This window comes from Plantibacter sp. VKM Ac-2876, assembly GCF_015350715.1.
Taxonomy (GTDB): domain Bacteria; phylum Actinomycetota; class Actinomycetes; order Actinomycetales; family Microbacteriaceae; genus Plantibacter; species Plantibacter auratus.
Map to the genome: position 1 here is coordinate 444,380 of NZ_JADKSI010000003.1, position 26,369 is coordinate 470,748.

Sequence of the window (26,369 nt, forward strand, 5' to 3'; positions counted from 1 at the left end):
ACCTGTTGATCCCGTCACTTCCCGCGAGTCGGCGCGACTGATTCCGTAGCCCGGTCCCGAACGGGAGCATTGACACACGGGTGCGCCCGGCCCTACCGTTCCGTCATGACAGCACAGGACACGGCCCGCGGGTCGCAGCCGGCATCACCCACCGGCGGCAAGGGTCTCGCCACCGGCACCCTCGGCCTCTTCGGCTCCGTGATCATCGGCCTGGCCTCGACCGCGCCGGTGTACTCGCTCGTCGCGACACTCGGGTTCGTCGTGCTCGCCGTGGGTGCCCAGGCGCCGATCGCCTTCATCGTCGCCTTCATCCCGATGCTGTTCATCGCGTTCGCCTACCGCGAGCTGAACCGCGACGTGCCGGACTGCGGCACCACCTTCACCTGGGCGACGAAGGCCTTCGGCCCGGTCACCGGCTGGATCGGCGGGTGGGGCGTCGCGCTCGCCGGCATCGTGGTGCTCGCCAACCTCGCACAGATCGCGGGGCAGTACCTGTGGTTGCTCATCGGTGACGGTTCCCTCGCCTCGAACGTCCCGCTCGTCACCGCGACCGGTGTCGTGTTCATCGCCCTCATGACGTGGGTGTCCTACCGCGGCATCGAACTGGGGGAGCGGATCCAGAACATCCTCCTCGCGGTCCAGTACCTCGCACTCGTGCTGTTCGCCGTGTTCGCCTTCATCGGAGCGTCGAACGGCACCGCGCCCGACGCGACGCCGATCTCGCTCGACTGGTTCAACCCGTTCGCGTTCACCGATTACCACGGCTTCATCGAGGCCGTGCTGCTCGCACTCTTCATCTACTGGGGTTGGGACACCTGCCTCGCCCTGAACGAGGAGACGAAGGACCCGCAGAAGATCCCCGGTCGCGCGGCGGTCATCTCCACGGTCATCCTGCTGGTCACCTACGTCACCGTCACGGTCGCCGCGATGGTCTACGCCGGCCTCGGGACCACGGGGACGGGGCTCGCCAATGAGGACAACGCGAACGACATCTTCCTGGCGCTGAAGGACCTCGTGCTCGGACCGTGGGCGTGGATCCTCGTCGTCGCCGTGCTCATCTCGGCGGTGTCGTCGACGCAGACGACGATCCTCCCGACGGCGCGCGGCACGCTCGCGATGGCGGCCTACAAGGCGCTGCCGAAACGGTTCGCGACCGTCCACCCGACGTTCAAGACGCCGTCCTTCTCGACGCTCGTCATGGGCATCGTCGCCATCGTCTACTACGTCGGCATGACGCTCGTGAGCGAGAACATCCTGGCGGACTCGATCCTCTCCCTCGGACTCGCGATCGCCTTCTACTACGGCATCACCGGGTACGCCTGCGTCTGGTACTTCCGGAAGGTGCTCTTCCGCTCCGCGCAGGACTTCTTCTTCAAGGGCCTCTTCCCACTCCTCGGGGCGCTCATGCTCACCTTCGCCTTCGTGCAGAGCTGCATCGACATGTTCGACGTCGACTACGGCTACACGGTCCTGTTCGGCGTCGGCGGCACGTTCGTCATCGGCGTCGGTTCGCTGGCCTTCGGTTTCGTGCTCATGCTGCTCTGGTACAGCCGGAAGTCCTCGCGGCCCTTCTTCCGCGGGGAGAGTCTCAACCGCGACACCGAGGTCCTCGTGCCCGACGAGCCGATCGAGTACGGCCGTTCCGTCGACGGCGGTCTCGCCTGACCTCCGGTCCCTGAGCCGCACTCCGGTCCCTGAGCCTCACTCCGGTCCCTGAGCTTGTCGAAGGGCCCATCTCCCGGTGTCGTCCAGGCGGGCCGGGCATACTGGTGGGATGTTGGACACCCTGCCAGGCGGCCCGTGGATCTGGGGCATCGCGATCGTCGGTCTCGTGCTCGTCGTCATCCTCATGAACGCCAGGCGGGCGAAGTCCGCATTCGCGAAGCCGTACGAGCGCTACGACACCACGGAGATCCCGCCGGACACCCCGGGTACCCGCGAGTTCATCGTGCGAGACGACGCCACCGGTGCGCGGCTCCAGTTCGTGGCGTCCGGGCCGTCGGCCAGGATCGCCCTCGTCGTCGTGCCGCCGAAACACCTCGGGACCGGCGTCGAGGCCGGCCTCTTCCGCGCCGCGCTGCCGACTGCCCAAGGCGTCGACGCCTGGACCTGGCCGCCGCTCAACACCGACGGCTACTCGATGCTGCTCGACCTCGCGCACGAGTTCCCGCATCTGGCGTTCTACGACGCCGAGGGCGTGCGGCTCCGCTGAATCGAGTCATGTGGTCCGACCACAGCTGCCAATCGCCTGACCGCGCCCGCGGATTCCGGTCCTCCGGCACAGGTGGCGGGCTGCCCCGGCTAGGCTAGAGCTGTGAATCCCAGCGCGACCCGCCGTGTCAGCAACCTGGCCAGCCAGGCCGGGCTTGCCGAACGCATGTTCGCGACCGGTGCAGACCGCAAGCTCGCCAAGACCATCGACGACGGCGTGGCCCGTCTCGAGATCGGTCTGGAGGAGCAGCTCGGGTTCACCGACGACCTCGTCGACGTCACCGCGCGCTATCTGCTCGAGGCCGGTGGCAAGCGGGTCCGCCCGCTGCTCACCATGCTCATCGCCCAGCTCGGCGACGGCATCACCGACAACGTCCTGCGGGCGGCCGAGGCGATCGAGATCACCCACCTCGGCTCGCTGTACCACGACGACGTCATGGACGACGCCGACAAGCGTCGCGGCGTGCCCAGCGCCCACCAGGTGTTCGGCAACAACACCGCCATCCTCACCGGCGACCTCCTGTTCGCCCGTGCCAGCCAGATCATGGCCGACCTCGGTGAGCGGGCGATCCGGATCCAGGCCGCCACGTTCGAGCGCCTCGTGCTGGGGCAGCTGCACGAGACCACCGGTCCTCGCGAGGGCCAGGACGAGGTCGAGCACTACATCCAGGTCCTCGCCGACAAGACCGGGTCGCTCATCGCCGCTGCGGCCCGGAGCGGCGTCATCTTCTCCAACGCCCCCGAGGCGTACGAGAGCGCGGTCGTCGAGTTCGGCGAGAAGGTCGGCATCGCCTTCCAGCTCATCGACGACGTCATCGACCTGTCGCCGCAGCCCGAGGAGACCGGCAAGGTCCCCGGCACCGACCTGCGGGCCGGCGTCGTCACCCTCCCCATGCTCTACCTGCGCCGCGAGGCGGTCGCCGACCCCGAAGCCGCGGCCCTCGTCGCCCGTCTCGACGCCGAGGTCACGGAGACGGACCACGACCCCGTCCGGTTCGCCGCGCTCGTCGCCACCCTGCGCGACCACGCCGTGACCGCACGGACCTTCGCCGAGGCCCGGCAGTGGGCCGACGAGGCGATCGCGGCACTGGCACCGCTGCCCGACGGCTCGGTCAAGAAGGCGCTCGTGCACTTCGCGAAGGCGATCGTCGACCGAAGGAGTTGATGGCGGCGCCGCTCCACCGGGGCGGCACGGCATCCCAGACGCGCATGCATGACGGCCGGAGCGCTCCACCGGCCGCACCCGGAACCCCGCACGGGGACACGAAAGGAACCACCGTGACCAAGCTCAGGCTGGCCATCGTCGGCGCAGGACCCGCAGGCATCTACGCGGCGGACATCCTCCTGAAGGCGGAACGGAAGTTCGACGTCTCCATCGACCTCTTCGAGCAGCTTCCGGCCCCGTACGGCCTGGTCCGCTACGGCGTCGCGCCCGACCACCCGCGTATCAAGGGGATCATCAACGCGCTCCGCGACGTCCTCGACCGAGGCGACATCCGGATCTTCGGCAACGTCCGCTTCGGCGTCGACATCACGCTCGACGACCTCAAGCACCACTACAACGCCGTGATCTTCTCCACGGGTGCCGTCGAAGACGCCCCGCTCGACATCCCGGGCATCGACCTCGACGGGTCGTACGGCGCCGCCGAGTTCGTGAGCTGGTTCGACGGACACCCCGACGTCCCCCGCACCTGGCCGCTCGAGGCGGAGTCGATCGCCGTGATCGGCAACGGCAACGTCGCCCTCGACGTCGCACGTATGCTCGCGAAGCACCCGGAGGACCTGCTCCCGACCGAGATCCCGGCCAACGTCCACGAGGGGCTGCAGCAGTCGCCCGTGACCGACGTGCACGTCTTCGGGCGTCGCGGGCCCGCACAGGTGAAGTTCACGCCGCTGGAGCTCCGCGAACTCGGGGAACTCAACGACGTCGACATGATCCTCGCCGACGAGGACTTCGACTACGACGACGCGTCGAAGGCGGCGGTGGCGAGCAACAAGCAGGTCATGGTCATCGACCGAGTCCTGCAGCAGTGGCGCAAGCGCGAGACCGGTCAGGCCTCCCGCCGCCTGCATCTGCACTTCTACGCGAAGCCGCTCGAGATCGTCGACGACGGTTCCGGCAAGGTCGCGGCCTTCCGGTACGAGCGGACGAGGCCAGACGGCCAGGGTGGGGTCGAGGGCACGGGGGAGATCCGCGAGGTCCCGATCCAGGCGCTCTACCGCGCGGTGGGGTACTTCGGAAGCCCACTGCCCGACGTGCCCTTCGACTCGCGGCACGGTGTCATCCCCAACCACGAGGGCAAGGTCCTCCACCCCGAGAGCAACGAGCGCGTCCCGGGCGTCTACGCGACCGGGTGGATCAAGCGTGGTCCGGTCGGCCTCATCGGCCACACGAAGTCGGATGCGATGGAGACCATCAGCCACGTCATCAACGACCAGGCGGACTGGTGGGCGCCAGCCGAACCCGAGGAGGAGGCCGTCGTCGCGCTGCTCGAGTCGCGTGGCGTGGCCTACACGGACCTCGAGGGGTGGCACCTCCTCGACCAGCATGAGATCGCGCTCGGCGAACCACAGGGTCGCGCCCGCATCAAGGTGGTGCCGCGCGAGGAGATGGTGGCGATCTCGCGTGCGCAGCCGTCGGGCACCGGGACACCGTCCGCCTGAGCCGCGCGCGATCCCGCCGATCGCCCCGCGTCAAGCCGCTCGACGGAACCCGGTTCCGACGGGCGCCGGTCACTATGCTGGACGGATGACCGACCCCAACGCGCCCCAGAACGTCCCGTCGGAGCAGCCGACGTCCGTACCGCCGTCCGAGCCGCCGGCATTCGTCGCCGACGGCCAGCAGCAGCAGCAACAGCAGCAGCCGCGCTACGGCGAGATGCACCCGGACCCCGTGCAGCAGCAGTGGGACCAGACGGGTCAGCAGACCCCGGCTCCGCAGCAGGGTGGCCAGTGGGGCCAGCCGCAGACCGGTGAGCAGGCGGGCCAGTGGGGTCAGCCGCAGACCGGTGAGCAGGCGGGCCAGTGGGGTCAGCCGCAGCAGGGCCAGTACGGCCAGCCGCAGCACACCGGCCAGTACGGTCAGGACACCGGCCAGTACGGCCAGCCGCAGCAGACCGGTCAGTACGGAGCCCCCCAGGGCCAGTACGGACAGCCGCAGCAGGGGCAGTACGGTCAGCCGCAGCAGTACGCGCAGGCTCAGCAGAAGGCGCCGAACCCCCGTGCACGCGAGACGCGTCTCGCGCTCGTGTCGGTCGGAATCGCAGCGGGTATCGCCGCGGCCGTCGCACTGGTGAGCCTCATCGGGTCCTTCTTCAGCATCTCGGAGTACTACCCCGTCGGCGACGTCCTGTTGAGCTTCGGCGCGAACCTCGTGAACATCGCCCTCTGGGGGGCGGGCGCGGCTCTCATCCTCATCATGGTCCGTCCGCTCACGCGGGTCCGCACCGCCCGCGACCTGATCCAGTCGGTGGGCATCGCCGCGGCCGTCGGCACGGGCGTCATGCTGCTCATCGTGCTCATCGTCACCATCGTGCGCGGCGTCGTCGAGCAGTACGGCACGCCGGCGTTCTTCGTCAATCAGGGCTTCCTCTCGCCGATCCTCTACGGGGTCACCCTCGCGGGCTTCCTCACGATCGGCGCCGTGCTCGTGACGCGGTTCGTCGCTCCCGAGGGACTCGCCGACGCGCCGCACGAGCAGCACAGTGGTCAGCAGCACGGTCAGCAGTTCCTGCAGGGTCAGCACGAGCAGCAGGGGCCGCAGCAGCACGGTCAGCACGACCAGGGGTCGCAGCAGCACGGTCAGGCGCAGCAGCCCTACGGACAGCAGCCGCAGGCACCGCAGCAGCACAACCCGTACCAGCAGTAGTCGGAGGGTCGGGTGGTCGGCGCGCGAGCCCGACCATCCGACCACCGATCACCGGGCGCGGTAACGTGACGGTATGGCCGGATCTCGAGGGTGGACCGCCGACATCCTCGGCGAGGGCTTCCAGCAGCGCACGCTGACCCTCGAACCGGATGACGAGGGCGACGTCGTCGCGACCCTCGTGCGCTACCGGATGCCGCGCCTCGAACAGCTGGGTGAGTTCCTCCTGCCCGACGTCGCGGACGGCATCGATGTCCTGTACGTCCACGGCTGGTCCGACTACTTCTTCCAACGTCACCTCGCGCGATTCTGGGCCAGGCTCGGTGCGCGGTTCTACGCGCTCGACCTGCGCAAGTACGGCCGGAGTCTCCGTCCGCACCAGACGCCGGGATACGTCGACGATCTCCGCACCTACGACGAGGACATCGAGGCCGCGCTCGCGGTGATGGGGCACGGCCCCGAGGACCACGACGCCGGGCGTCGGACCCGCCGCCGACTCGTCCTCCTTGGCCACTCGACCGGCGGGCTCACCCTGAGTCTCTGGACGGCCCGGAACCAGGATCGCGTCGCCGGTCTCGTGCTGAACAGTCCGTGGCTCGAATTCCAGGCGAGGCAGCTCGGGCGGCTCGCGATCGCCCCGCTCGTCCAAGCCGGATCGCGGATCGACCCGCGTGCGCAGCTCCCCGTCGTCGACCTCGGGTTCTACACCCGCTCCGTGTCGAGCACGATGGACGGGGCCTGGGACTACGACTTCGCCTGGCGGCCGCTCCACGGCTTCCCGCTGCATCCCGGGTGGTTGAACGCGATCCTGCGAGGGCATCGGCTCGTCGACGCGGGCCTGCAGCTGCGCGTGCCGGCCCTCACGCTGCTGTCGGCACGGAGTGTCCTGTTGCCGCGGTGGAACGACGCGATGATGCGGAGTGACACGGCGCTCGACGTCGACGCGGTCGCGGAACGCGCACTCGACCTGGGCGAGACGGTCACGATCGTTCGCCTCGACGGCGCACTGCACGACGTCTTCCTGTCCGAGGAGCCCGTCCGGCAGCGCGCGTTCGAGCAGATCGTCGCGTGGGGACGTGGCTACCTCACGAAGCCGCCGCCCGCCGACCGCTAGCGTTCAGCGGGCGGGAGGTGACGTCGCGAGCCCATCGGACGTCGCGGATCCGGTCGTCCGGCGGCGAGCCAGTCGGCGTAGCTGTGATTCGCGCCGATCGCGCACCAGCACGGGACACCGACCTCCTGGCCGGCGCGCGAGGTCCGGAAGAGTTCGAGATGCGACCCGTCCGCGGGTCTCTGGTGATCCACTGCTCCACTCCAACCATCGAGCCCGCTCGTGCGGGTACGGTTCGTCCGGCACTGTGCCGAACGGGAGCACGCTGGATCGGGTGCTCCGGTGAAGAGAGTGGTGCGGAGGTCGATCATGACGCGGTCGAGGTGATCGACCGCGTCCGACCAGCTAGCGGTAGTTGACGAACTGGAGGTCGATGTCGAGGTCGGCGCCCTTGAGCAGCGCCATGGTGGCCTGGAGATCGTCACGGCTCTTCGACGAGACACGGAGCTCGTCGCCCTGGATCTGCGACTTGACCGACTTCGGGCCCTCGTCGCGGATGAGCTTGTTGGCCTTCTTCGCGATCTCCTGGCTGATGCCCTCCTTGAGGGTCGCCTCGATCCGGTACTCCTTGCCGCTCGCGAACGGGTCGCCGACCTCGAGGCTCTTGAGCGAGATGCCGCGCTTGATGAGCTTCGACTCGAAGACGTCGAGGATCGCCTTCACGCGCTCCTCGGTGTTCGCCTTCATGAGGATCTTCTCGCCGCTCCAGGCGATCGAGGCACCGACGTTCTTGAAGTCGTACCGCTGCTCGACCTCCTTGTGCGCCTGGTTGAGGGCGTTGTCCGCCTCCATCTTGTCGACCTTGCTCACGACGTCAAACGATGAATCTGCCATGTGGACCATGGTAGCGCCGGTGTCGCTCAGGCAGGTGTGGTTGGGTGGGTGCGATGCGCAGCCCGGTGAAGCACGACCAGCGGACCATCGTCGGACGACGAGGGGCGCTCGCCGGGGCGACCCTGGTGATCGGTGTGCTCGTGCTGAGCGGTTGTGCTCCCGAGCCGGACCCCGTCCCGTATGCGGTTCCCGTCGAGCTCCCACCGAAGAGCGACGCCCCCGACGGCGGTGTCGCGAACGTCGACCTCGCCGATCCCCAGTGGATCACCGAGGTCGCCGAGGCGAGTGGCATCCCCGAGCGCGCCCTGCGGTCCTATGCCGGTGCCGCCATCCGCAAGGCCGAGCTGACGCCGGAGTGCGGCATCGGCTGGACGACGATCGCGGCCGTCGGGTTCGCCGAGAGTGACCACGGCCGCCACGACGGCTCGAAGCTCGGCGAGGACGGTGTCGTGACGCCGCCGATCTTCGGTGTGCCGCTCACGGGTGGCGAGACCGAGGAGATCACCGACACCGACCAGGGCGTCATCGACGGCGACCCCGTCCACGATCGTGCCGTCGGGCCGTTCCAGTTCATTCCGCAGTCGTGGGAGAACTGGGGGACCGACGCGAGTGGTGACGGCGTGCTCGACCCGCAGAACCTCGACGATGCTGCCATGGCGGCCGCGAACTACCTCTGCCGGGCGAGCGACTACGACATGCGGACGGAGGACGGCTGGCTGAGCGGGATCCGGGCGTACAACTCGTCACCCGAGTATCTTCGGCGGGTCGCCGCCGCGGCGAACGAGTACGCCGAGGCCGCGCCGTCGGACGAGCGCTGAGTGGCGCGATAGCGGAGCACGATGCTGATTTCGCGTCAGGCGGTCTGACGGCTATATTGGTCAAGCGCTTTCGGTTGGCTGTTCGAAAGTCGGTCGGGCGCGCTTGGCGAGTTACCCTAGCGGCCAAAGGGATCTGACTGTAAATCAGACGGCTCAGCCTTCGGGGGTTCGAATCCCTCACTCGCCACGGACAAGTCGCCTCATCCTCCGGATGGGGCGATTTTTCGTCGTGCTGGCGAGAGTCGGGCGGGCGTCCCTCCCCGTCTCTGAGCTTGCTGAAGGGCGCGCGGAAGGCCTGGCGGATCCGGCATACCTCTCCCGGTCCCTGAGCTTGTCGAAGGGCCCACGCAGAACCCCGCGAATCCCGCGAACCTCCTCCGGTGCCTGAGCCTGTCGAGGGGCACGCGGAGGAACTCCATGAATCCGGGATGGCTCCTCCGGTCCCTGAGCTTGTCGAAGGGCGCACGGAAAGCCCCGCCAATCTGGCACGCCTCCTCCGGTCCCTGAGCTTGTCGAAGGGCATACGAGCAACTTCCACAACCGGCTCGACTCACCATCTGGAATGTCAGTGGTCCGTGGTGGACTTGTTCCATGACCGAGACCACCACCGCGATCCGCGCGAGCGACGAGTACGTCGCGCAGCTCGCGGAGTTCTCGGACGAATACGCGGAGATCCAACGGCTGCGGGCGGCTCTCGATGCGCGCGAGGCGCGCTTGCTGGCGCGCTCTGCCGCATATGCGGACGCGCTCGCCGACTCGGTCGTTCCGGCCGTGTTCCCGCCGGCCGAGCGCCTGGCGCTCTCCCGCCGCTCCACCTGCGCGGCCCTCGCCATGGCGACCCGAACGCCTGAGCAGACGGTCCAGCGGGCGACGAACGACGCGGAACGCCTCGTCAACGAAGCCCCAGCAGTGCTCGAGTCGCTCGAGGCCGGGCGCATCTCGGCCCGGCACGCGCAGACGATCATCGACCAACTCAGTGACGTGCCGGTCGCTGGGCGGGCAGCGTTCCTCGCGGAAGTCCTGCCTGTCGCCGAGCAGACGACCAACGCGAACCTCCGCAAGCGCGCCCGCACGCTCCGCGAGCGACTCCACCCCGAGTCCATCACCGCACGCGCCCGGCGATCCGAGGCCGACCGCCGCGTCGAGTTCGAACCCGCCGCCGACGGCATGGCCTGGGTGCACCTCTTCACCACAGCCCCGATCGCCCAGGGGCTCGTCGAGCGGGTCGAAGCAGCGGCGGCGAAGTCGCGAGCAGCGGGAGATACACGCACCTGCGCACAACTGCAGGCCGACGCCCTAGCGGCGCTCGCGCTCACCGGTGTGACTCCGGAAGACGTCATGTCGAGCCCGGTGCTCCCGCACCCGATCGAGGTGCAGGAGCACATCAAGCCGACCGTGCAGATCACCGTCCCGGCGCTCACCATGGCCGGCGTCTCCGACGCACCCGGCATGCTCGACGGCTACGGTCCGATCGACCCCGAGACCGCCGCCCGTATCGCGGTGAGCGCCCCCAGCTTCACCCGGATCCTCGTCCAACCGGAAACGGGTGCGGTCCTCTCCGTCGGGCGGAACCAGTACCGGGTCCCGGCCGACCTGCAACGGGCGGTCCGCCTCCGGGACGGCACCTGTCGGGCACCGGGCTGCGGCAGGCGCGCCAGGGCCTGCGACCTCGATCATTCGGTCGCCTGGGAGGACGGCGGGACGACAGATGTCGGGAACCTCGCCTGCCTGTGTCGACATCACCACCGGATGAAGCATCTTCCCGGGTGGAACCTCGACCACGGTCCCGGCGGGGTACTCGAGTGGACGACACCCGACGGGAAGCGCCATCGGACGGAACCGGACCCCGCGCCGTTCTGACCCCCGCCAGTCACTGAGCCTGTCGAAAGGCTTCTCGCGCACTTCGACAAGCTCAGTGACCGGAAGAGGTGTGCCCGGAACGATGAGGGTTCCTCGTGGGCACTTCGACAGGCTCAGTGACCGGGAGGGGTGTGCCGGGGAGATGCCGGTCCCTGAGCTTGTCGAAGGGCACTCGGGTTGCGCCGCCTCGGTGTGCGGAGGAGGTGCGCCCGGGTTCGCTTCGGGCCCTGAGCTGCGCCGCACTGCGCTTGTCGAGGTGTCGAAGGGCGGGAGGGGCCGCCATAGGGTGGTGGGGTGACCGGACACGAAGAACTCCTCCAGATCGCCACCGACATCGCCGCAGAGGCCGGCGAACTGATCCTGCGCCGACGCCGTGAGGGCGTCGAGATCGCCGCGAGCAAGTCGTCGGTCGAGGACGTCGTGACCCGAGCCGACCGCGAGTCCGAGCAGTTCATCCGCGAGCGCCTCCTGGCAGCCCGACCGGATGACGGCTTCCTCGGCGAGGAGACCGGCGCGGAGGGCGGAGTGACGGGGACCTCCGGCCTGACCTGGGTCGTCGACCCCATCGACGGCACCGTCAACTACCTCTACGACATCCCCGCGTACGCCGTCAGCATCGGCGTCGTCGAAGGCGAACCGGATCCGGCCACCTGGACCGCCCTCGCCGGAGCCGTGGTGAACCCGGTCCTGGGGGAGCGCTACTCAGCCTCCCGCGGCGGTGGAGCACGACTGAACGGCCGCGCGCTCGAGGTCAACCGAGGCGTCGCTCCGAACGTGGCGCTGCTCGGCACCGGCTTCTCGTACACCGCCTCGCGGCGCATGGAGCAGGCGGCCGTGCTCGGCGCCCTGCTCGGGACCTTCCGCGACGTCCGTCGGATCGGCTCCGCCGCACTCGACCTCTGCAGCGTCGCGTCCGGCCGTCTCGACGCCTACTACGAAAGCGGCCTGAAGCCGTGGGACCAGGTCGCAGGCGCGCTCATCGCTGCCGAGGCGGGCGCGACGGTCGCCGGCTTCGACGGCGCTCCGGCCACCACGCAGCTCATCATGGCCGCCGACGCGCCGCTCCTCGCGGTCCTCGAACGGCTCCTCGCCGAGCAGGGCTTCGCGACGCCGATCGGCTGACACTCCATGCACACTGCCGCCGCTCGCAGTAACGCTCCGGTGGCGACTCGTTCATAAGAGAACTCTCATATGGCCTCTGACCAGGTCTTTATTGGATAAAACCGATCACTGCCATGGCTTTTTCAGCCTCTCGTTGCTAGCATTTATGCATTCGTTACCTTCGCGTTCCCCCGCGCGGACGGACGTCGAGATCTTCTTGCTAGCCCATTGAAAGGCCCCCGCCCCCTTGTCACGCCATGCCAGCCCTGAGGACACCCCTGTGCTTCCCGACCCTCAGGACCCGCAGAACACGTCTGTCGAGAACAGCGCTGCATCCCTGCAGACGCCGCCGCTCAGCCGCCGTGAACTCCGCGAACGTGAGCGTCAGGCGGCGGCCGCACTGGAGCACCAGGAGTCCGTGCTGCAGGACCCGACGCACGAGGCCAGCGCCGACCAGGATGAGACGGCCGCGGCCGTCGACCCGGTCGACCAGGTGATCGCGGAGGCGATCGACGCCGTACACACCACCGACGTCGCTGACATCGCGCCGGTCGAGGCAGAGCCGCTCATCACCGAGCCGGCCGCTGCTTCCGACTCCACTCCGGCCACCGAGTCCATCACCGTGACGGTCGACGCGTCCACGGTCGACGCCCCCCGCGTGCGCCGCGCAGCTGCACCGAAGCCGGCCTCCAAGCCCCGTGCATCGTCTCGCCCGGCCGCCGCACCGGCGTCACCCCGGCCGACGACCATCGCGCGCAAGCGTCGCATCACCACAAAGATCTTCGCGGGTGCCGCGATGGGCTTCGTCGCCCTCATGGCCGTGGCCACCTCGGTGCCCGCCAACGCACTGCTCACCGCTGAAGACGTCGCGACGTCGGTGGCCGAGGCCTCGCAGGCCGAGCTCGGCGACGGCAACGGGCTGAGCAACCAGGCGTCACAGTCGCTCGACAGCGAGGGTTCGGCAGAGCTGACCTTCACCCGCGACGACTACACCACGAGCACCGTCGAGGAAGCCGCCGCCGCGATGGGCATCCGCCCCGCGAACACCTTCACGAACAACCCGAACGGGACCATCCAGTGGCCGTTCGCGGTCGGCGTCACCATCGGTGACCGCTTCGGTGCCCGCGACTGCGCCGGGTGCTCCAGCGACCACCACGGCCAGGACTTCAACCCCGGTAACGGCGCGCCCATCCAGGTCATCGCCGACGGCGTCGTCCGCCACGTCGAAGACGGCGAAGGCTCGCTCGGCGTCAACGTCATCGTCGACCACACCATCAACGGCCGCCTCGTCTCGAGCGTCTACGCGCACATGCAGCACGGCTCGGTCCGCGTCGTCGAGGGGCAGGCGATCAAGGTCGGCACCATCCTCGGCCTCACCGGCAGCACGGGCATGTCCACGGGCCCGCACCTCCACTTCGAGATCCGACTCGACGGCGTCACCTGGGTCGACCCGCTCGAGTGGCTCTACGCGAACGTCGACTGACGCCGCGCAACCCGAACGCTTCGACTGCCTCGCCCGACTCCGGGCGGGGCAGTCGTGTGTCACCCCGAGGACGGGTGCCCTTCGACAGGCTCAGGGACCGGTGTCGGTGCTTCAGGGACCGGTGTCGGGGCTCAGGGGGGGCACTGCATGACGAAGGCCCACCCGGCTGATGCCGGACGGGCCTTCGTGACGGTGTCTGAGGGTTACTGACCCTGCTCCTGGTACTTCGCCTCGGTGGCGGCCTTCTGCGGCTTCCACCACGACTCGTTGTCGCGGTACCAGGCGATCGTGTCGGCGAGGCCGGCCTCGAAGTCGCTGAACGCCGGGGTCCAGCCGAGCTCCGTGCGCAGCTTCGACGAGTCGATCGCGTAGCGGAGGTCGTGGCCGGGACGGTCGTTCACGTGGTCGTAGGCGTCCGCCGGCTGACCGAGCTGGGTGAGGATGAGCTCGACGACGTCCTTGTTGTTCTTCTCACCGTCGGCACCGATGAGGTACGTCTCACCGATGACCCCCTTGTCGAGGATCGTGAGGACGGCGGACGAGTGGTCGTTCGCGTGGATCCAGTCGCGGACGTTCTCGCCCGTGCCGTACAGCTTCGGGCGCTCGCCGCCGAGCACGTTCGTGATCTGGCGCGGGATGAACTTCTCGACGTGCTGGTACGGACCGTAGTTGTTCGAGCAGTTCGAGATCGTCGCCTTGACGCCGAAGGAACGCACCCACGCGCGGACGAGGAGGTCGCTGCCGGCCTTCGTCGAGGAGTACGGGCTCGACGGGTTGTACGGCGTCTGCTCGGTGAAGCGCTCCGGGTCGTCGAGTTCGAGGTCGCCGTAGACCTCGTCGGTCGAGATGTGGTGGAACCGCGTCCCGTGCTTGCGAGCCGCCTCGAGCAGCGTGTACGTGCCGATGATGTTCGTGTCGAGGAACGGGCGCGGGTCGTGGAGGGAGTTGTCGTTGTGCGACTCCGCCGCGTAGTGCACGACGGCGTCGTGACGGGCGAAGAGCTCGTCGACGAGCGTCGCGTCCTGGATGTCGCCGACGACGAGCTCGAAACGATCGGCCGGGAGGCCGTCGAGTGAGGCGCGGTTGCCCGCATAGGTCATCTTGTCGAGGACGGTCACCGAGTGATCGGTGTTGTTCAGGACGTAGTGGACGAAGTTCGAGCCGATGAATCCGGCGCCGCCGGTAACGAGAAGTCTGGACACGGTAGACGAGTCTACCCGGCGGTCTCTGGATACCGCGGGGGAATCCGGCTGTAGCTCAGTGACCGGGCAGGATGCGGCGCAGCAGGTTCGTGTTCGCGAGGTCGAGCAGCTCGTCGCCGCGGCCCGACATGACGGTCCTGAGGGCGTACAGGGTGAACCCCTTCATCTGCTCGGCGGTGATCGTCGGCGGGATCGACAGCTCCTGCCTGGCGGTCACGACGTCGACGAGCGCCGGACCGTCGTGGTCGAAGGCCCGACGGATGGCGCCCTCCAGCTCGCTCGCCCGCTCGACGCGTTCGCCGTGGATACCCATGCCCTCGGCCACGCGGGCGAAGTCGGGGTTCTCGAGGTCGGTGCCGTAGTTGACGAACCCGGCCGCCTTCATCTCCAGCTCGACGAAGTTGAGTGAGGAGTTGTTGATCACGATGATCTTGACGGGCAGCTTGTTCTGCGTGAGCGAGATGAGCTCGCCGAGCAGCATGGTGAGTCCACCGTCGCCCGCGAGCGCGACGACCTGACGACCCGGGTGCGAGGCTTGCGCGCCGAGCCCGTGCGAGACGGCGTTCGCCATGCTGCCGTGGCTGAACGATCCGATGAGTCGACGCCGGCCGTTCATGGTGAGGTAGCGCGAGGCCCAGACGACGGGGGAGCCGACGTCGGGGATGAACACGGCGTCGTCCGTCGCCAGCTCGTCGACGACCTTCGCGAGGTACTGCGGGTGGATCGCCTGGCCGTCGTGGTCGGCCGTGGCCAGATCGTCGAGCCCCTTCCGCGAGCTGCGGTAGTGCTTGAGCGACTCCTCGAGGTGCTTGCGATGGGTCTTGCGCTCGAGCTTCGGCAGCAGCGCGTCGAGGGTGTCGCGGACGGTGCCGACGAGCGGGAGGTCCACCGGGTGTCGGCGGCCGATCTGCTCACCGCGGATGTCGACCTGGATGACGGTCGCGTCCTCGGGGAAGAACTGCGGGTAGGGGAAGTCGGTGCCGAGCATGAGGAGGACGTCGCACGACAGCATCGCGTGGTAGCCGCTGGCGAATCCGAGGAGGCCGGTCATGCCGACGTCGAACGGGTTGTCGTATTCGACGTGCTCCTTGCCCCGGAGGGCGTGCACGATCGGCGCGGCGAGGGCGTCAGCCGTGTCGATGAGCTGCGCGTGAGCGCCCGCGACGCCCGCACCGGCCAGGATCGTGACGCGCTTGCCGGCGTTGAGGATGCGTGCGGCCTCGTCGAGCTCGTGCTCCGACGGCAGGATCCGAGGCTGTGTGGCACGGATGGCGGAGACGTGCTCGCTCACGGCCCGCTGGAGCATGACGTCGCCCGGCACGACGACGACGGCCACGCCGCGACGCTCGACGGCGGTGCGCATCGCGATCTCGAGCACCCGCGGCAGCTGCTCCGGAACGGACACGAGCTCGACGTACACGCTGCACTCACGGAACAGTTCCTGGGGGTGGGTCTCCTGGAAGTAGGTGCTGCCGATCTCCGAACTCGGGATGTGCGCGGCGATCGCGAGCACCGGGACCCGCGAGCGGTTCGCGTCGAAGAGTCCGTTGATGAGGTGGAGGTTGCCGGGGCCGCAGCTCGCCGCGACGACGGCCAGCTCGCCGGTCAGCTCCGCTTCGGCCGCTGCGGCGAAGGCGGCCGCCTCCTCGTGGCGCACGTGGACCCAGTCGATGCCACCGGAGGAGCGGAGGGCGTCGGTGAAACCGTTCAGGGAGTCGCCCGGGAGGCCGTAGACGCGTTGCACACCGCTGGCCTTGAGGGTTGCGACGACGGTTTCAGCGACAGTGGACATGGGTGCTCCTCGCAGCAGACGACTCGGCCCGGGTTCCCCGGCCCCCTCCATGGTCCTCGTCGCGGTTCGGCGCCCGCAAGGGAGCATCGTGGTCTTGCAGACGCCTACCAGGTGCGCTAGCCGTTCTCAACACTCCGACACGAATCCGGCTGAACGACGAACGCCTTGTAACGTGGTTGCTGGAACAGCCTGCCGAGAACACGGTGGCGCGGCCAACATCGACTGCACCGTGAAGGGGGCGGCCGTGAGCGACTCCCTGCACCGACCGCCGGCACACGCCGGATCGATCACCGATCCGGCCGCGATGTTCACCGAGCACACCGAGACGGTCGTCACCGGTGTCAGCCTGTCGAACGGGCGTTACAGCATCGGCGAGCAGCTCGGCTCCGGCGGGTCCGCCAACGTCTACCGCGCACGCGACGAACTGCTCTCACGTCCTGTCGCCGTGAAGCTCTTCCGCGATGAGGCCGCGACCGCGAACGACCGGCTGCGTCAGGAACGGGAGATCCGTCTGCTCGGCGAACTCCGTCACCCGGGCCTCGTCGAGCTCTACGACTCCGGTTCCGTCGTCCACCGCGGCGTCGAGCACCGGTTCCTCGTCATGGAGTACATCCCGGGCGCCACGCTCACCGACAAGCTGCAGGCCGGCCCGATGCTCCCGCGCGACGCCGCCGCCCTCGGTGCGCAGGTCGCGGACGCACTGTCCTTCATCCACACCCGGTCGATCGTGCACCGCGACATCAAGCCCGACAACATGCTGTTCAGCGACATCGCCGCGTTCGGGCACGCGAACCTCGTGAAGCTGTCCGACTTCGGGATCGCGCACTTCGTGGGCGGGTCGCGCCTCACGAACACCGAGGCCATCTCCGGCACGGCGTCCTACCTCTCGCCCGAGCAGGCGCTCGGCGACACAGTCGGCACCGAGACGGACATCTACTCGCTCGGCCTCGTCCTGCTCGAGGCCGTCACCGGCCGTCGGGAGTTCGACGGAGGTCTCGTCGAGGCCGCCATCGCGCGCCTGCACCGCGACCCGGTGATCCCGCCCGAGCTCCCCGCCGCCTGGCACCCGCTGTTGCGGTCGATGACCGCCCGCAAGCCGGAGGATCGACCCGCAGCCCACGAGGTCGCGGCCAGCCTGCGCGAGATCTGGTCGGAGTCGCGCGTGCGCCGGGTCCGTCGGGTGCGTGCACGGCTCGGTCTCGTCGTCGACCAGGGCGTCGACCCGCGGATCGCATTGCTCCTCGCCGCCGCGACGGCCGCAGCGGGGCTCGCCATCGGTGTGGCGATCGGCATCTTCGCGTTCTGATCGGCCCATTACCACGTTTCGTCCGGATCCGGGGAAGTCACCCGGCCGGTGTACCGTCTCAACAACGATCGATCCCTTCGAGTGAAAGGGCGCCATGACGCTCTCGACCCCCTATCCGCTCGGCGTCACCCTTCGGGGCGATGGTGCGAACGTCGCCATCTACTCGGAGACCGCCGACGCCGTCACCGTGTGCATCTTCCCCGAGGGCGGGGAGGAGCAGCAGACGCGCCTCGAACAGCGCACCGGCCACGTGTTCCACGGGCTGGTCGAGGGCCTCGTCCCCGGGACGCGGTACGGCATCCGCGTGGACGGCCCCTGGGATCCGGCGAACGGTCTCCGTCACAATCCGGCCAAGGTGCTGCTCGACCCGCACGCGACGGCGGTCACGGGGCGATACGACCTCGGCCAGGCGCAGTTCAGCCACCGTCTCGACGCGCCGGAGTCGATGGACGACACCGACTCCGCGGGCCACGTCGCGCTCGGCGTGGTCACCGACCCGTCCTCGTTCGACTGGGACGCCGACGGACAGGACGTCGCCCCGCGCATCCCGCTCGCCGAGACGATCGTGTACGAGGTCCACGTGAAGGGCTTCACCAAGCAGCTCGCCGAGGTGCCCGAGGAGATCCGCGGCACCTACGCCGGCCTCGCCCACCCGGCGGCCATCCGCTACCTCACCGACCTCGGCGTGACGGCGGTCGAACTCCTCCCCGTGCACCAGTTCGTGCAGGACAGCCACCTCGAGGAGAAGGGCCTCCGCAACTACTGGGGCTACAACTCCATCGGCTTCTTCGCTCCGCACGGCGAGTACGCGGCCGCCGGCGACGCCGGTGGGCAGGTCGACGAGTTCAAGGCCATGGTCAAGGCGATGCACGCCGCCGGCCTCGAGGTCATCCTCGACGTCGTCTACAACCACACGGCCGAGGGCAACCACATGGGCCCGACCCTGTCCTTCAAGGGCATCGACAACGCGGCCTACTACCGCCTCGTCGACGAGGACCGCGAGCACTACTTCGACACCACGGGTACGGGCAACAGCGTCAACGTCGGCCACCCCGCGGCGCTCGGGCTCATCATGGACTCCCTGCGCTACTGGGTGACCGAGATGCACGTCGACGGCTTCCGCTTCGACCTCGCGACGACGCTCACCCGCCAGGACGGCTCCGCCGAGATCCACAGCGCGTTCCTCTCGCTCATCGAGCAGGACCCGGTCCTCGCGCCCATCAAGATGATCGCGGAGCCGTGGGACACCGCCGGCTACCAGGTCGGCGGCTTCCCCGCGAGCTGGTCCGAGTGGAACGGGAAGTTCCGCGACGACGTCCGCGACTTCTGGAACGGCGCCGACAGCGTGCTCGGCACCATGTCGCAGCGCGTCCTCGGCAGCCCGGACGTCTACGAGGCGTCCCGACGCTCGCCGCTGTCCAGCGTCAACTTCGTCACCGCGCACGACGGCTTCACCCTCGCCGACCTCACGGCGTACTCGATGAAGCACAACGCGGCGAACGGCGAGGACAACAACGACGGCGAGAGCGACAACCGCTCCAGCAACAACGGTGCGGAGGGCCCGACGGACGACCCCGCCGTGAACGCGCGCCGCGATCGTCAGCGCCGCAACTTCCTCGCGACGGTGCTGCTGTCGGCCGGTGTCCCGATGATCCTCGGCGGCGACGAGATCGCCCGCACCCAGGGCGGCAACAACAACGCGTACTGCCAGGACAACGAGGTGTCGTGGTTCGACTGGGAGCACGCCGACCACGACCTCCTCGGCTTCACGAAGCGCCTGATCGCCCTACGCCTCGCCGAGCCGGCGCTGCGACCCGACTGGTTCCGCCAGGGTCCGGGCTCCAAGGCCGACGACCGGGTCTTCATCACCCGGTCCGACGACGAACCCTTCGCCGACGAGGACTGGGACAACCCCGACGCCCGGTCGATCACCTTCGTGTTCCGTCACGCCGGATCGGCCTCGTTCGCCCTGCTGCTGAACGCGGCCGAGAACGGCGTGGAGTTCAGCCTGCCGAAGGCTCCCGGCCTGCCGTGGACGCTCGTCGAGTCGAGTGACCCGGAGCAGATGCTCGCCGAGGGGTCGACGACGGTGATCGTGCAGGGGACCTCCTTCACCCTCCTGCGATCGGGGGTCGCATCATGACCGACGTGTCCGGCGGCGGGCCACAGCGTTCCGCCGTGCCCGTCTCGACCTACCGCCTCCAGCTGACCGCCGACTTCCGGCTGCAGGACGCCGCGGCGCTCGTCGACTACCTCCAGGCCCTCGGCGCCGACTGGGTCTACCTGTCGCCGATCCTCCGAGCGGAACCTGGATCCACCCACGGCTACGACGTCGTCGACCACACCGAGGTCGACCCGGAACGCGGCGGTGCCGACGGGCTCACGGCGCTCGCCGAAGCGGCCCATGCGGCGGGCCTCGGCGTCCTCATCGACACCGTCCCCAACCACATGGGCGTCGCGACGCCGGTGGAGAACGCCTGGTGGTGGGACCTGCTCCAGCACGGTCGGGAGGCAGAGCACGCGGCCGCGTTCGACGTCGACTGGGAGGCCGGCGACGGTCGGATCCGCGTGCCGATCCTCGGCGACGACGAGGACGGCCGCAGTGCGCTCGATGACCTCAGCATCGAGGACGGCGAACTGCGCTACTTCGACCACCGACTCCCCATCGCTCCCGGGACGGCGGACGACGACGCGAGCCCGCGCGAGGTGCACGACCGGCAGCACTACGAACTGGTGAACTGGCGCCGCGCCGACAGCGAGCTGAACTACCGACGGTTCTTCGCCGTCAACACGCTCGCCGCGATCCGCGTCGAGGACCCGGCGGTCTTCGACGGCTCGCACGTCGAGATCGGTCGCTGGTTCGACGACGGCCTCGCCGACGGGATCCGCGTGGACCACCCGGACGGACTCCTCGACCCCGGTGCCTACCTCGACCGTCTGTCCGAGCGCATCGGCGGAGCACCCATCTGGGTGGAGAAGATCCTCGAGGGTGAAGAGGACCTCCCGGCCGAGTGGGCCACGCTCGGGACCACCGGCTACGACGCCCTGGGCGACGTCGACCGGGTGCTCGTCGACCCGACCGGTCTGCCGACGCTCGGTCAGCTCGCGGGGGTCGAGTTGACGCGCGACGCCTGGGACGACCTCGTGCACACCACGAAGCGGGGCATCGCCGACGGGATCCTCGGGTCCGAGGTCCGCCGCCTCGCGAGGCTCGTCCCCGAGGTGCCGGACGCCGTCGACGCGCTCGCCGAGATCCTGACCGCGTTCCCCGTCTACCGTTCGTACCTGCCGCTCGGCGACGAGTACCTGGATGCCGCACTCGACGAGGCGGAGACCCGTCGGCCGGAGCTCGCCGACGCCTTCGCCGCGTTGGCTCCGCGCCTGCGCAGCTCGACCGATCCGCTCGCCGCGCGGTTCCAGCAGACCTCGGGCATGGTGATGGCGAAGGGCGTCGAGGACACCGCGTTCTACCGGTACACGGCGCTCACCTCGCTGACCGAGGTCGGCGGAGACCCCGCCGAGACCGACATCAGCGTCGCCGAGTTCCACCACCGCCAGGCGCGGCGGCAGGCGGAATGGCCGTCCTCGATGACGACGCTCAGCACGCACGACACGAAGCGCAGCGAGGACGTCCGCGCCCGCATCGACGCGCTGAGTGAGGTCGCGGACCGGTGGGCGGAGCACGCCGTCGCCCTCCACACCTCGAACGGCTTCCCCGACCGGCAGCTCGAGCAGCTGGTCTGGCAGGCGGCCGTCGGTGCCTGGCCGATCGAGCGCGAACGACTGCACGCCTACGTCGAGAAGGCCGCCCGCGAGGCCGGCGACTCGACCACCTGGACCGCACCGGACGAGACCTTCGAGGCCGCCCTGCACGCGGCGGTCGACGGACTGTACGACAGCCGTCGTGCGAACGCCGCGCTGCTCGACGCCGTCGCGGACGTCGAGGCGGCCGGATGGTCGAACAGCCTGGTCGCCAAGGCGATCCAGTTGACGATGCCGGGCGTGCCGGACGTGTACCAGGGCAGCGAGCTCTGGGACCGATCGCTCGTGGACCCCGACAACCGTCGCCCGGTCGACTACGCCGAGCGTCGCGCGGTGCTCGCCCGTCTCGACGACGGCTGGCTGCCGCCGGTCGACGCCGACGGAGCGGCGAAACTCCTCGTGACCAGTCGCCTGCTGCGCCTGCGACGGGAGCACCCGTCCCGGTTCGCCGAGTACACCCCCATCGGAGCTGACGGGCCGGCTGCCGACCACGTCGTCGCGTTCTCACGTGGTGGCGTGACCACGGTGGCGACCCGGCTCTCGCTCCGGCTCGCGGAGCACGGTGGCTGGAAGTCGACCACGGTCACCCTGCCGGAAGGCCGGCTCGTCGACGTGCTGACCGGCCGTGAGTTGCAGGGCGGCGAGGTCCGTCTCGCGGCGCTGCTGGAGCAGTACCCCGTCGCCGTCCTGACGCGGCCCGACGATGCGGTCGAGGCCGCGAGCGAGGAGTGAGCACGATGACGACCAGCACCACGAGTCCGGCTGACGGGTTCCGCGTCTGGGCACCCGAGGCCCAGCGCGTCGACCTCGTCCTGGACGGTGAGCAGCACCCGATGGACCGCGACGTCGCCGAGGGGTGGTGGATCGCGCTCGACGGTGCCGAGCCACGTGCGGCGGTCGTCGACAGTGACTACCGCTACCTCGTGGACGGTGAGGGTCCGTTCGCCGATCCCCGCTCGCGTCGGCAGCCGGACGGCGTTCATGGGCCGTCCCGCGTCGTCGCGTCCGACCCCGTGCCGTGCGACGGGACCGGCTGGCGGGGTCGCTCGCTCATCGGTGCCGTGCTCTACGAGCTCCACATCGGCACCTTCACCGAGGCGGCCACTTTCGACGGGGCGATCGAACGCCTCGACGACCTGGTCCAGCTGGGCGTCGACGCCGTCGAGGTCCTGCCGGTCAACGCGTTCAACGGCGTCTGGAACTGGGGCTACGACGGCGTCTTCTGGTCGGCTGTCCACGAGGCCTACGGCGGACCGGACGGCTACCGTCGCTTCGTCGCCGCATGCCATGAGCGCGGGCTCGCCGTCATCCAGGACGTCGTGTACAACCACCTCGGTCCCTCCGGCAACGTCCTGCCGCGCTTCGGCCCGTACCTCGCGGACGGCGCCGGCAACACCTGGGGCGACAGCCTCAACCTCGACGGGCCGGACTCCGACGAGGTTCGTCGGTACATCATCGACAGCGCGCTGCTGTGGTTCGAGGAGTACGGGGTGGACGGCCTGCGCCTCGACGCGGTCCACGCCCTGCACGACACCCGTGCGATCCACCTCCTCGAAGAACTCGACGCCGCGGTGGATGCGCTCAGCGCCGACCTCGACCGACCGTTCACGCTGATCGCCGAGTCGGATCTGAACGACCCGAAGCTCATCACGCCCCGGGGGCCCGGCGGTGCTGGTGGGTACGGTCTCGACGCGCAGTGGAGCGACGACTTCCACCATGCACTGCACGTGGCGCTCACCGGCGAGGTGTCCGGCTACTACGCCGACTTCGCGCCGCTCGGTGCACTCGGCAAGGTCATGGAGGAGGGGTTCTTCCACAACGGCACCTGGTCGAGCTTCCGCAAGCGCCACCACGGCCGCCGCATCGACCTCGAACGGACGCCGAGCTGGCGGCTCGTCGTGTCCGACCAGAACCACGACCAGATCGGGAACCGGGCGACGGGCGACCGGCTGGCCGCGACCCTCGACGACGGGCAGCTCGCCATCGCGGCCGCCGTCACGCTGCTCGGGCCGTTCACCCCGATGCTGTTCATGGGGGAGGAGTGGGCCGCCTCGACGCCCTGGCAGTTCTTCACCTCGCACCCGGAGCCCGAGCTCGGTGAGGCGACGGCGAAGGGCCGGATCGCCGAGTTCGCGCGGATGGGGTGGAACGAGGCCGACGTGCCGGATCCGCAGGATCCCGAGACCTATCGTCGGTCGGTGCTCGACTGGTCGGAGCGATCCGGTGGACGGCACGCGACGCTGCTGACCTGGTACCGACGGGTGATCGAGCTGCGACGGACGGTCCCGGCGTTCACCGATCCGGCGTTCGCCGACACGACCGCGATCGTCGACGAGGCGACCGGCTCGTTCGTCCTGCGTCGTGGCTCGGCGACCCTGGCGGTCAACTTCGGGACGGAACCGGTCGAGCTCGCACTGCGAGTCGGTGAACTCCTCGACAGCTTCGGTGAGGTCGTCACGACGGACGGATCACTCCGGCTCGGCCCCCACGCGGTCGCGATCCTCCACCCCTGACCTGACGGCCCTGCCCTTGGGCCAGCGCGGTGCGCTGACCCGAGCGCGGGTCTACGGCGTGAGCGCGCCCCTCCAGAGGGGCGCGCTCACGCGCACGCCCCGCGACGGGGCCGATTCCGGCGCGCTCACGTCAGTGCACCGCGCCGGCGCCGAAACGCCCGCGGTCACGTCGGCGCACCGCGCTGGCACACCGGCCCGCGGAGTGACTCAGCCGACGGGCAGGGTCGACGGCGTCGTGAACCAGACCGTGGTGTCGCCGTGGATGGTGCTGCCGTCGAAGGGTCCGCTCGCGACGAGCACGGACGAGTCCGCGAGCGACGAGGGGACGGCGATGTCGTCGGCACCGGTGTTCGCGACGACCGTGACCGCGCCGTTGGTCAGCGCGAGGATGGTGTCGGGAGCCCCCTCGATCCAGGCGATCGACCCGAGTCCCAGCGTGTGCTCGCGGCGCAGGCGGAGCAGCGTGCGGTACAGCTCCAGGGTCGAACCGGGGATGCCGGCCTGTGCGTCGCGCGAGTAGTCGTTCCAGTCGTCGGGCTGCGGCAGCCAGGACGCACCGGTCGTGTTGAAGCCGTACGCGGGGTGCCCGGCCTCCCACGGGATCGGCACGCGGCAACCGTCGCGGCCGTACCGTTCGTGGTTCGTGCGGAACCACGTCGGGTCCTGTCGGGCGTCGTCCGGCAGGTCGATGACCTCGGGAAGTCCGAGCTCCTCGCCCTGGTAGAGGTACGCCCCACCGGGCAGGCTCAGCATGAGGGCGGTCGCCGCCCTGGCCCGCTGCAGCCCGAGCGCGCGATCCGGCTGGCCGGGGGTGTTCGGACCGACGCCGTAGCCCTGGGGGTTCTCCTCCGTGAGCGCGAGACGGGACGCGTGCCGCACGACGTCGTGGTTGGACAGCACCCACGTGCTCGGAGCGCCGACCTGTGCGAACGCGCGCAGCGACTCGCCGATGACCGCCTTGAGGTCCGCCGCGTTCCACGGGGTCTCGAGGTACGGGAAGTTGAACGCCTGTTGCATCTCGTCGGGGCGCACCCACAGGGCCATCTTGTCGAGCGGGTCGACCCAGGCCTCGGCGCACAGCACGCGGTCGCCGTCGTATGTCTCCAGGAGCTCGTGCCAGTCGCGGTAGATCTCGTGCACGCCGTCCTGACCCCAGTACGGCGCGGTCTCCGGCCACGAGGCAGGCCCGGTGCTGATGCCGGGTTCGAGTGCGACGCCCGCCGAGGCGCCACCCATGCTGCCGCCCTCGGCCGGTGGGGTGTAGTCGGGCAGGCCGTCGGCCTTGATCATGCCGTGCGCCACGTCGACGCGGAACCCGTCGACGCCGCGGTCGAGCCAGAACCGGAGGATGTCGCGGAACTGCTCGCGGACCCACGGGTTCGTCCAGTCGAAGTCGGGCTGCGAGGAGTCGAAGATGTGCAGGTACCACTGGCCAGGCGTGCCGTCGGCCTCGGTGACGCGCGTCCAGGCCGGGCCGCCGAAGACGGACTCCCAGTTGTTGGGGGCGATCTCGCCGTGCTCGCCCTTGCCGTCGCGGAACATGTACCGGGCGCGCTCCGCCGAGCCGGGCCCGGCCGCGAGGGCCTCCTGGAACCAGCGATGGGCGCTCGAGGAGTGGTTGGGGACGAGGTCGACGATGACGCGGATGCCGGCAGCGTGGGCAGTGGCGGTCATCGCGTCGAAGTCGGCGAGCGTGCCGAAGATGGGGTCGACGTCGCAGTAGTCGGCGACGTCGTAGCCGGCGTCCTTCTGCGGGCTCGTCATGAACGGGGACAGCCAGATGGCGTCGACGCCGAGCTCCTGCAGGGCGCCGAGGCGGGAGGTGATGCCGGGCAGGTCGCCGAGGCCGTCGCCGTTCGCGTCCGCGAAGGATCGCGGGTAGATCTGGTAGATGACGGCGGAGCGCCACCACTCCGAACCGGGGGTGGAGCCTCCTGCGGGGGAGGCGTGCTGAGCTGCGGTCGCCGACGTGGTCGGGAGGGCGGAGTCCATGTCGCTACCCTAGGCCATTCACGGGGCCCGTCGCCGCTCGTGGACTGGCCAGCACGGTGTCGCCAGGGCGGGCGCGCGGCTGTCGATTCGGACCGGATTCCCGGCCACCGACCCGCCCGCCCTGCTTAGAGTGGGGACATGACCACGGAATCGGACGGCTCGGCCCGCAGCACGGCGAAGCGCGTCGCCGCGCAGGCGGGAGGCATCGCCGGATCAGCGGCCCGGACGACGCGTGGCATCATCCGTCGGAATCCGACCGCGAACCGGGTGTATCGGGCGGGTGTCGGAGTCGTCGGCGGTGGCACCGTGGCGCTCGGCGTGGCTCTGATCCCGCTCCCCGGACCGGGCGCACTGATCGCCGTCGGCGGGCTCGCCGTCCTCGCCTCGGAGTTCGAGGGTGCGAAGCAGGCCAGCACGAAGGCGAACGCCGCCGCCAAGAAGGGCGTCGCCGTCGCGAAAGACCTTCGGGCGAAGCGTCAGGCCAAGCAGGCCGCGAAGGCCGCCCAGGAGCACTGAACC

19 protein-coding genes and 1 tRNA gene are annotated in these 26,369 nt (G+C 69.5%); 16 read left to right on the forward strand and 4 right to left on the reverse strand.

What is annotated here, in order from left to right; genetic code table 11:
* Positions 1-105: 105 nt before the first annotated feature.
* The 6 genes from ITJ62_RS14630 to ITJ62_RS14655 all read left to right on the forward strand — a co-directional run bounded on the left by ITJ62_RS14630 (position 106) and on the right by ITJ62_RS14655 (position 7,190).
* A complete protein-coding gene (locus tag ITJ62_RS14630) occupies positions 106-1,665 on the forward strand; it encodes an APC family permease (RefSeq protein ID WP_085514037.1) in 1,560 nt (519 codons plus the stop codon).
* A 109-nt stretch (positions 1,666-1,774) separates the two neighbouring features.
* The gene (locus ITJ62_RS14635; RefSeq protein WP_064294588.1) at positions 1,775-2,212 is read left to right on the forward strand and encodes a hypothetical protein; all 438 of its coding nucleotides are present in this window, start codon (positions 1,775-1,777) and stop codon (positions 2,210-2,212) included.
* A gap of 102 nt (positions 2,213-2,314) precedes the next feature.
* On the forward strand, positions 2,315-3,376 hold the full coding sequence (locus tag ITJ62_RS14640; protein ID WP_285039041.1) for a polyprenyl synthetase family protein: 1,062 nt from the start codon (positions 2,315-2,317) through the stop codon (positions 3,374-3,376).
* Positions 3,377-3,489: 113 nt separating this feature from the next.
* Positions 3,490-4,875, forward strand: a complete 1,386-nt coding sequence (locus ITJ62_RS14645) for an FAD-dependent oxidoreductase (protein WP_194603589.1) — start codon at positions 3,490-3,492, stop codon at positions 4,873-4,875.
* A gap of 85 nt (positions 4,876-4,960) precedes the next feature.
* Positions 4,961-6,079 (forward strand): hypothetical protein, encoded by a 1,119-nt coding sequence (locus ITJ62_RS14650; protein WP_194603592.1) that lies wholly within the window; start codon positions 4,961-4,963, stop codon positions 6,077-6,079.
* Positions 6,080-6,152: 73 nt separating this feature from the next.
* A complete protein-coding gene (locus tag ITJ62_RS14655; protein WP_194603595.1) occupies positions 6,153-7,190 on the forward strand; it encodes an alpha/beta hydrolase in 1,038 nt (345 codons plus the stop codon).
* A gap of 342 nt (positions 7,191-7,532) precedes the next feature.
* Here the strand turns inward: ITJ62_RS14655 and ITJ62_RS14660 are convergent, their stop codons facing one another.
* Positions 7,533-8,021, reverse strand: coding sequence for a YajQ family cyclic di-GMP-binding protein (locus ITJ62_RS14660; RefSeq protein ID WP_056014685.1), 489 nt, complete (start codon positions 8,019-8,021; stop codon positions 7,533-7,535).
* A 53-nt stretch (positions 8,022-8,074) separates the two neighbouring features.
* On the opposite strand from ITJ62_RS14660, the gene ITJ62_RS14665 reads away from it, so the two are divergent.
* From ITJ62_RS14665 to ITJ62_RS19360, 5 genes are all read left to right on the forward strand, one after another.
* Entirely contained in the window at positions 8,075-8,839 is a 765-nt protein-coding gene (locus tag ITJ62_RS14665; protein WP_194603598.1) for a lytic transglycosylase domain-containing protein, read from the forward strand.
* Between the two features lie 105 nt (positions 8,840-8,944).
* Positions 8,945-9,026 (forward strand) — tRNA-Tyr (locus tag ITJ62_RS14670).
* 404 nt (positions 9,027-9,430) lie between these two features.
* Positions 9,431-10,699 (forward strand): HNH endonuclease signature motif containing protein, encoded by a 1,269-nt coding sequence (locus tag ITJ62_RS14675; protein ID WP_194603601.1) that lies wholly within the window; start codon positions 9,431-9,433, stop codon positions 10,697-10,699.
* Positions 10,700-10,993: 294 nt separating this feature from the next.
* Positions 10,994-11,821 (forward strand): inositol monophosphatase family protein, encoded by an 828-nt coding sequence (locus ITJ62_RS14680; protein WP_194603604.1) that lies wholly within the window; start codon positions 10,994-10,996, stop codon positions 11,819-11,821.
* Between the two features lie 259 nt (positions 11,822-12,080).
* A complete protein-coding gene (locus ITJ62_RS19360; protein WP_194603607.1) occupies positions 12,081-13,283 on the forward strand; it encodes a M23 family metallopeptidase in 1,203 nt (400 codons plus the stop codon).
* Between the two features lie 203 nt (positions 13,284-13,486).
* Here the strand turns inward: ITJ62_RS19360 and rfbB are convergent, their stop codons facing one another.
* Together rfbB and poxB are read right to left on the reverse strand one after the other, a co-directional pair.
* Positions 13,487-14,485, reverse strand: coding sequence for a dTDP-glucose 4,6-dehydratase (rfbB, locus tag ITJ62_RS14690; protein ID WP_071258697.1), 999 nt, complete (start codon positions 14,483-14,485; stop codon positions 13,487-13,489).
* Positions 14,486-14,540: 55 nt separating this feature from the next.
* Positions 14,541-16,277, reverse strand: coding sequence for a ubiquinone-dependent pyruvate dehydrogenase (gene poxB, locus ITJ62_RS14695; protein WP_194603610.1), 1,737 nt, complete (start codon positions 16,275-16,277; stop codon positions 14,541-14,543).
* A gap of 244 nt (positions 16,278-16,521) precedes the next feature.
* Here poxB and ITJ62_RS14700 point away from each other — a divergent pair, with 244 nt between their 5' ends.
* The 4 genes from ITJ62_RS14700 (at position 16,522) to treZ (ending at position 23,858) form a co-directional block, all read left to right on the forward strand.
* Positions 16,522-17,583: a serine/threonine-protein kinase gene (locus ITJ62_RS14700; protein ID WP_159453425.1), complete on the forward strand. Its 1,062-nt coding sequence runs from the start codon at positions 16,522-16,524 to the stop codon at positions 17,581-17,583.
* Between the two features lie 94 nt (positions 17,584-17,677).
* A complete protein-coding gene (gene glgX / locus ITJ62_RS14705) occupies positions 17,678-19,726 on the forward strand; it encodes a glycogen debranching protein GlgX (protein WP_194603613.1) in 2,049 nt (682 codons plus the stop codon).
* Complete coding sequence (treY, locus tag ITJ62_RS14710; protein WP_194603616.1) at positions 19,723-22,077, forward strand: malto-oligosyltrehalose synthase; 2,355 nt, start codon at positions 19,723-19,725, stop codon at positions 22,075-22,077. Before glgX ends, treY begins: the two co-directional genes overlap by 4 nt.
* A 5-nt stretch (positions 22,078-22,082) precedes the next feature.
* Positions 22,083-23,858, forward strand: coding sequence for a malto-oligosyltrehalose trehalohydrolase (gene treZ / locus ITJ62_RS14715; RefSeq protein ID WP_194603619.1), 1,776 nt, complete (start codon positions 22,083-22,085; stop codon positions 23,856-23,858).
* 207 nt (positions 23,859-24,065) lie between these two features.
* Here the strand turns inward: treZ and ITJ62_RS14720 are convergent, their stop codons facing one another.
* Positions 24,066-25,850: a glycoside hydrolase family 13 protein gene (locus ITJ62_RS14720; RefSeq protein WP_194603622.1), complete on the reverse strand. Its 1,785-nt coding sequence runs from the start codon at positions 25,848-25,850 to the stop codon at positions 24,066-24,068.
* A 138-nt stretch (positions 25,851-25,988) separates the two neighbouring features.
* Between ITJ62_RS14720 and ITJ62_RS14725 the strand changes: the two genes are divergently transcribed.
* Complete coding sequence (locus ITJ62_RS14725) at positions 25,989-26,366, forward strand: PGPGW domain-containing protein (protein ID WP_137243944.1); 378 nt, start codon at positions 25,989-25,991, stop codon at positions 26,364-26,366.
* Positions 26,367-26,369 lie beyond the last annotated feature (3 nt).

Coding starts and splice junctions, on each gene's coding strand:
- ITJ62_RS14630 (WP_085514037.1), top strand. CDS start 106: ATGACAGCACAGGACACGGCCCGCGGGTCGCAGCCGGCATCACCCACC.
- ITJ62_RS14635 (WP_064294588.1), top strand. CDS start 1,775: ATGTTGGACACCCTGCCAGGCGGCCCGTGGATCTGGGGCATCGCGATC.
- ITJ62_RS14650 (WP_194603592.1), top strand. CDS start 4,961: ATGACCGACCCCAACGCGCCCCAGAACGTCCCGTCGGAGCAGCCGACG.
- ITJ62_RS14655 (WP_194603595.1), top strand. CDS start 6,153: ATGGCCGGATCTCGAGGGTGGACCGCCGACATCCTCGGCGAGGGCTTC.
- ITJ62_RS14660 (WP_056014685.1), bottom strand. CDS start 8,021: ATGGCAGATTCATCGTTTGACGTCGTGAGCAAGGTCGACAAGATGGAG.
- ITJ62_RS14665 (WP_194603598.1), top strand. CDS start 8,075: ATGCGCAGCCCGGTGAAGCACGACCAGCGGACCATCGTCGGACGACGA.
- ITJ62_RS14675 (WP_194603601.1), top strand. CDS start 9,431: ATGACCGAGACCACCACCGCGATCCGCGCGAGCGACGAGTACGTCGCG.
- poxB (WP_194603610.1), bottom strand. CDS start 16,277: ATGTCCACTGTCGCTGAAACCGTCGTCGCAACCCTCAAGGCCAGCGGT.
- glgX (WP_194603613.1), top strand. CDS start 17,678: ATGACGCTCTCGACCCCCTATCCGCTCGGCGTCACCCTTCGGGGCGAT.
- treY (WP_194603616.1), top strand. CDS start 19,723: ATGACCGACGTGTCCGGCGGCGGGCCACAGCGTTCCGCCGTGCCCGTC.
- treZ (WP_194603619.1), top strand. CDS start 22,083: ATGACGACCAGCACCACGAGTCCGGCTGACGGGTTCCGCGTCTGGGCA.
- ITJ62_RS14720 (WP_194603622.1), bottom strand. CDS start 25,850: ATGGACTCCGCCCTCCCGACCACGTCGGCGACCGCAGCTCAGCACGCC.
- ITJ62_RS14725 (WP_137243944.1), top strand. CDS start 25,989: ATGACCACGGAATCGGACGGCTCGGCCCGCAGCACGGCGAAGCGCGTC.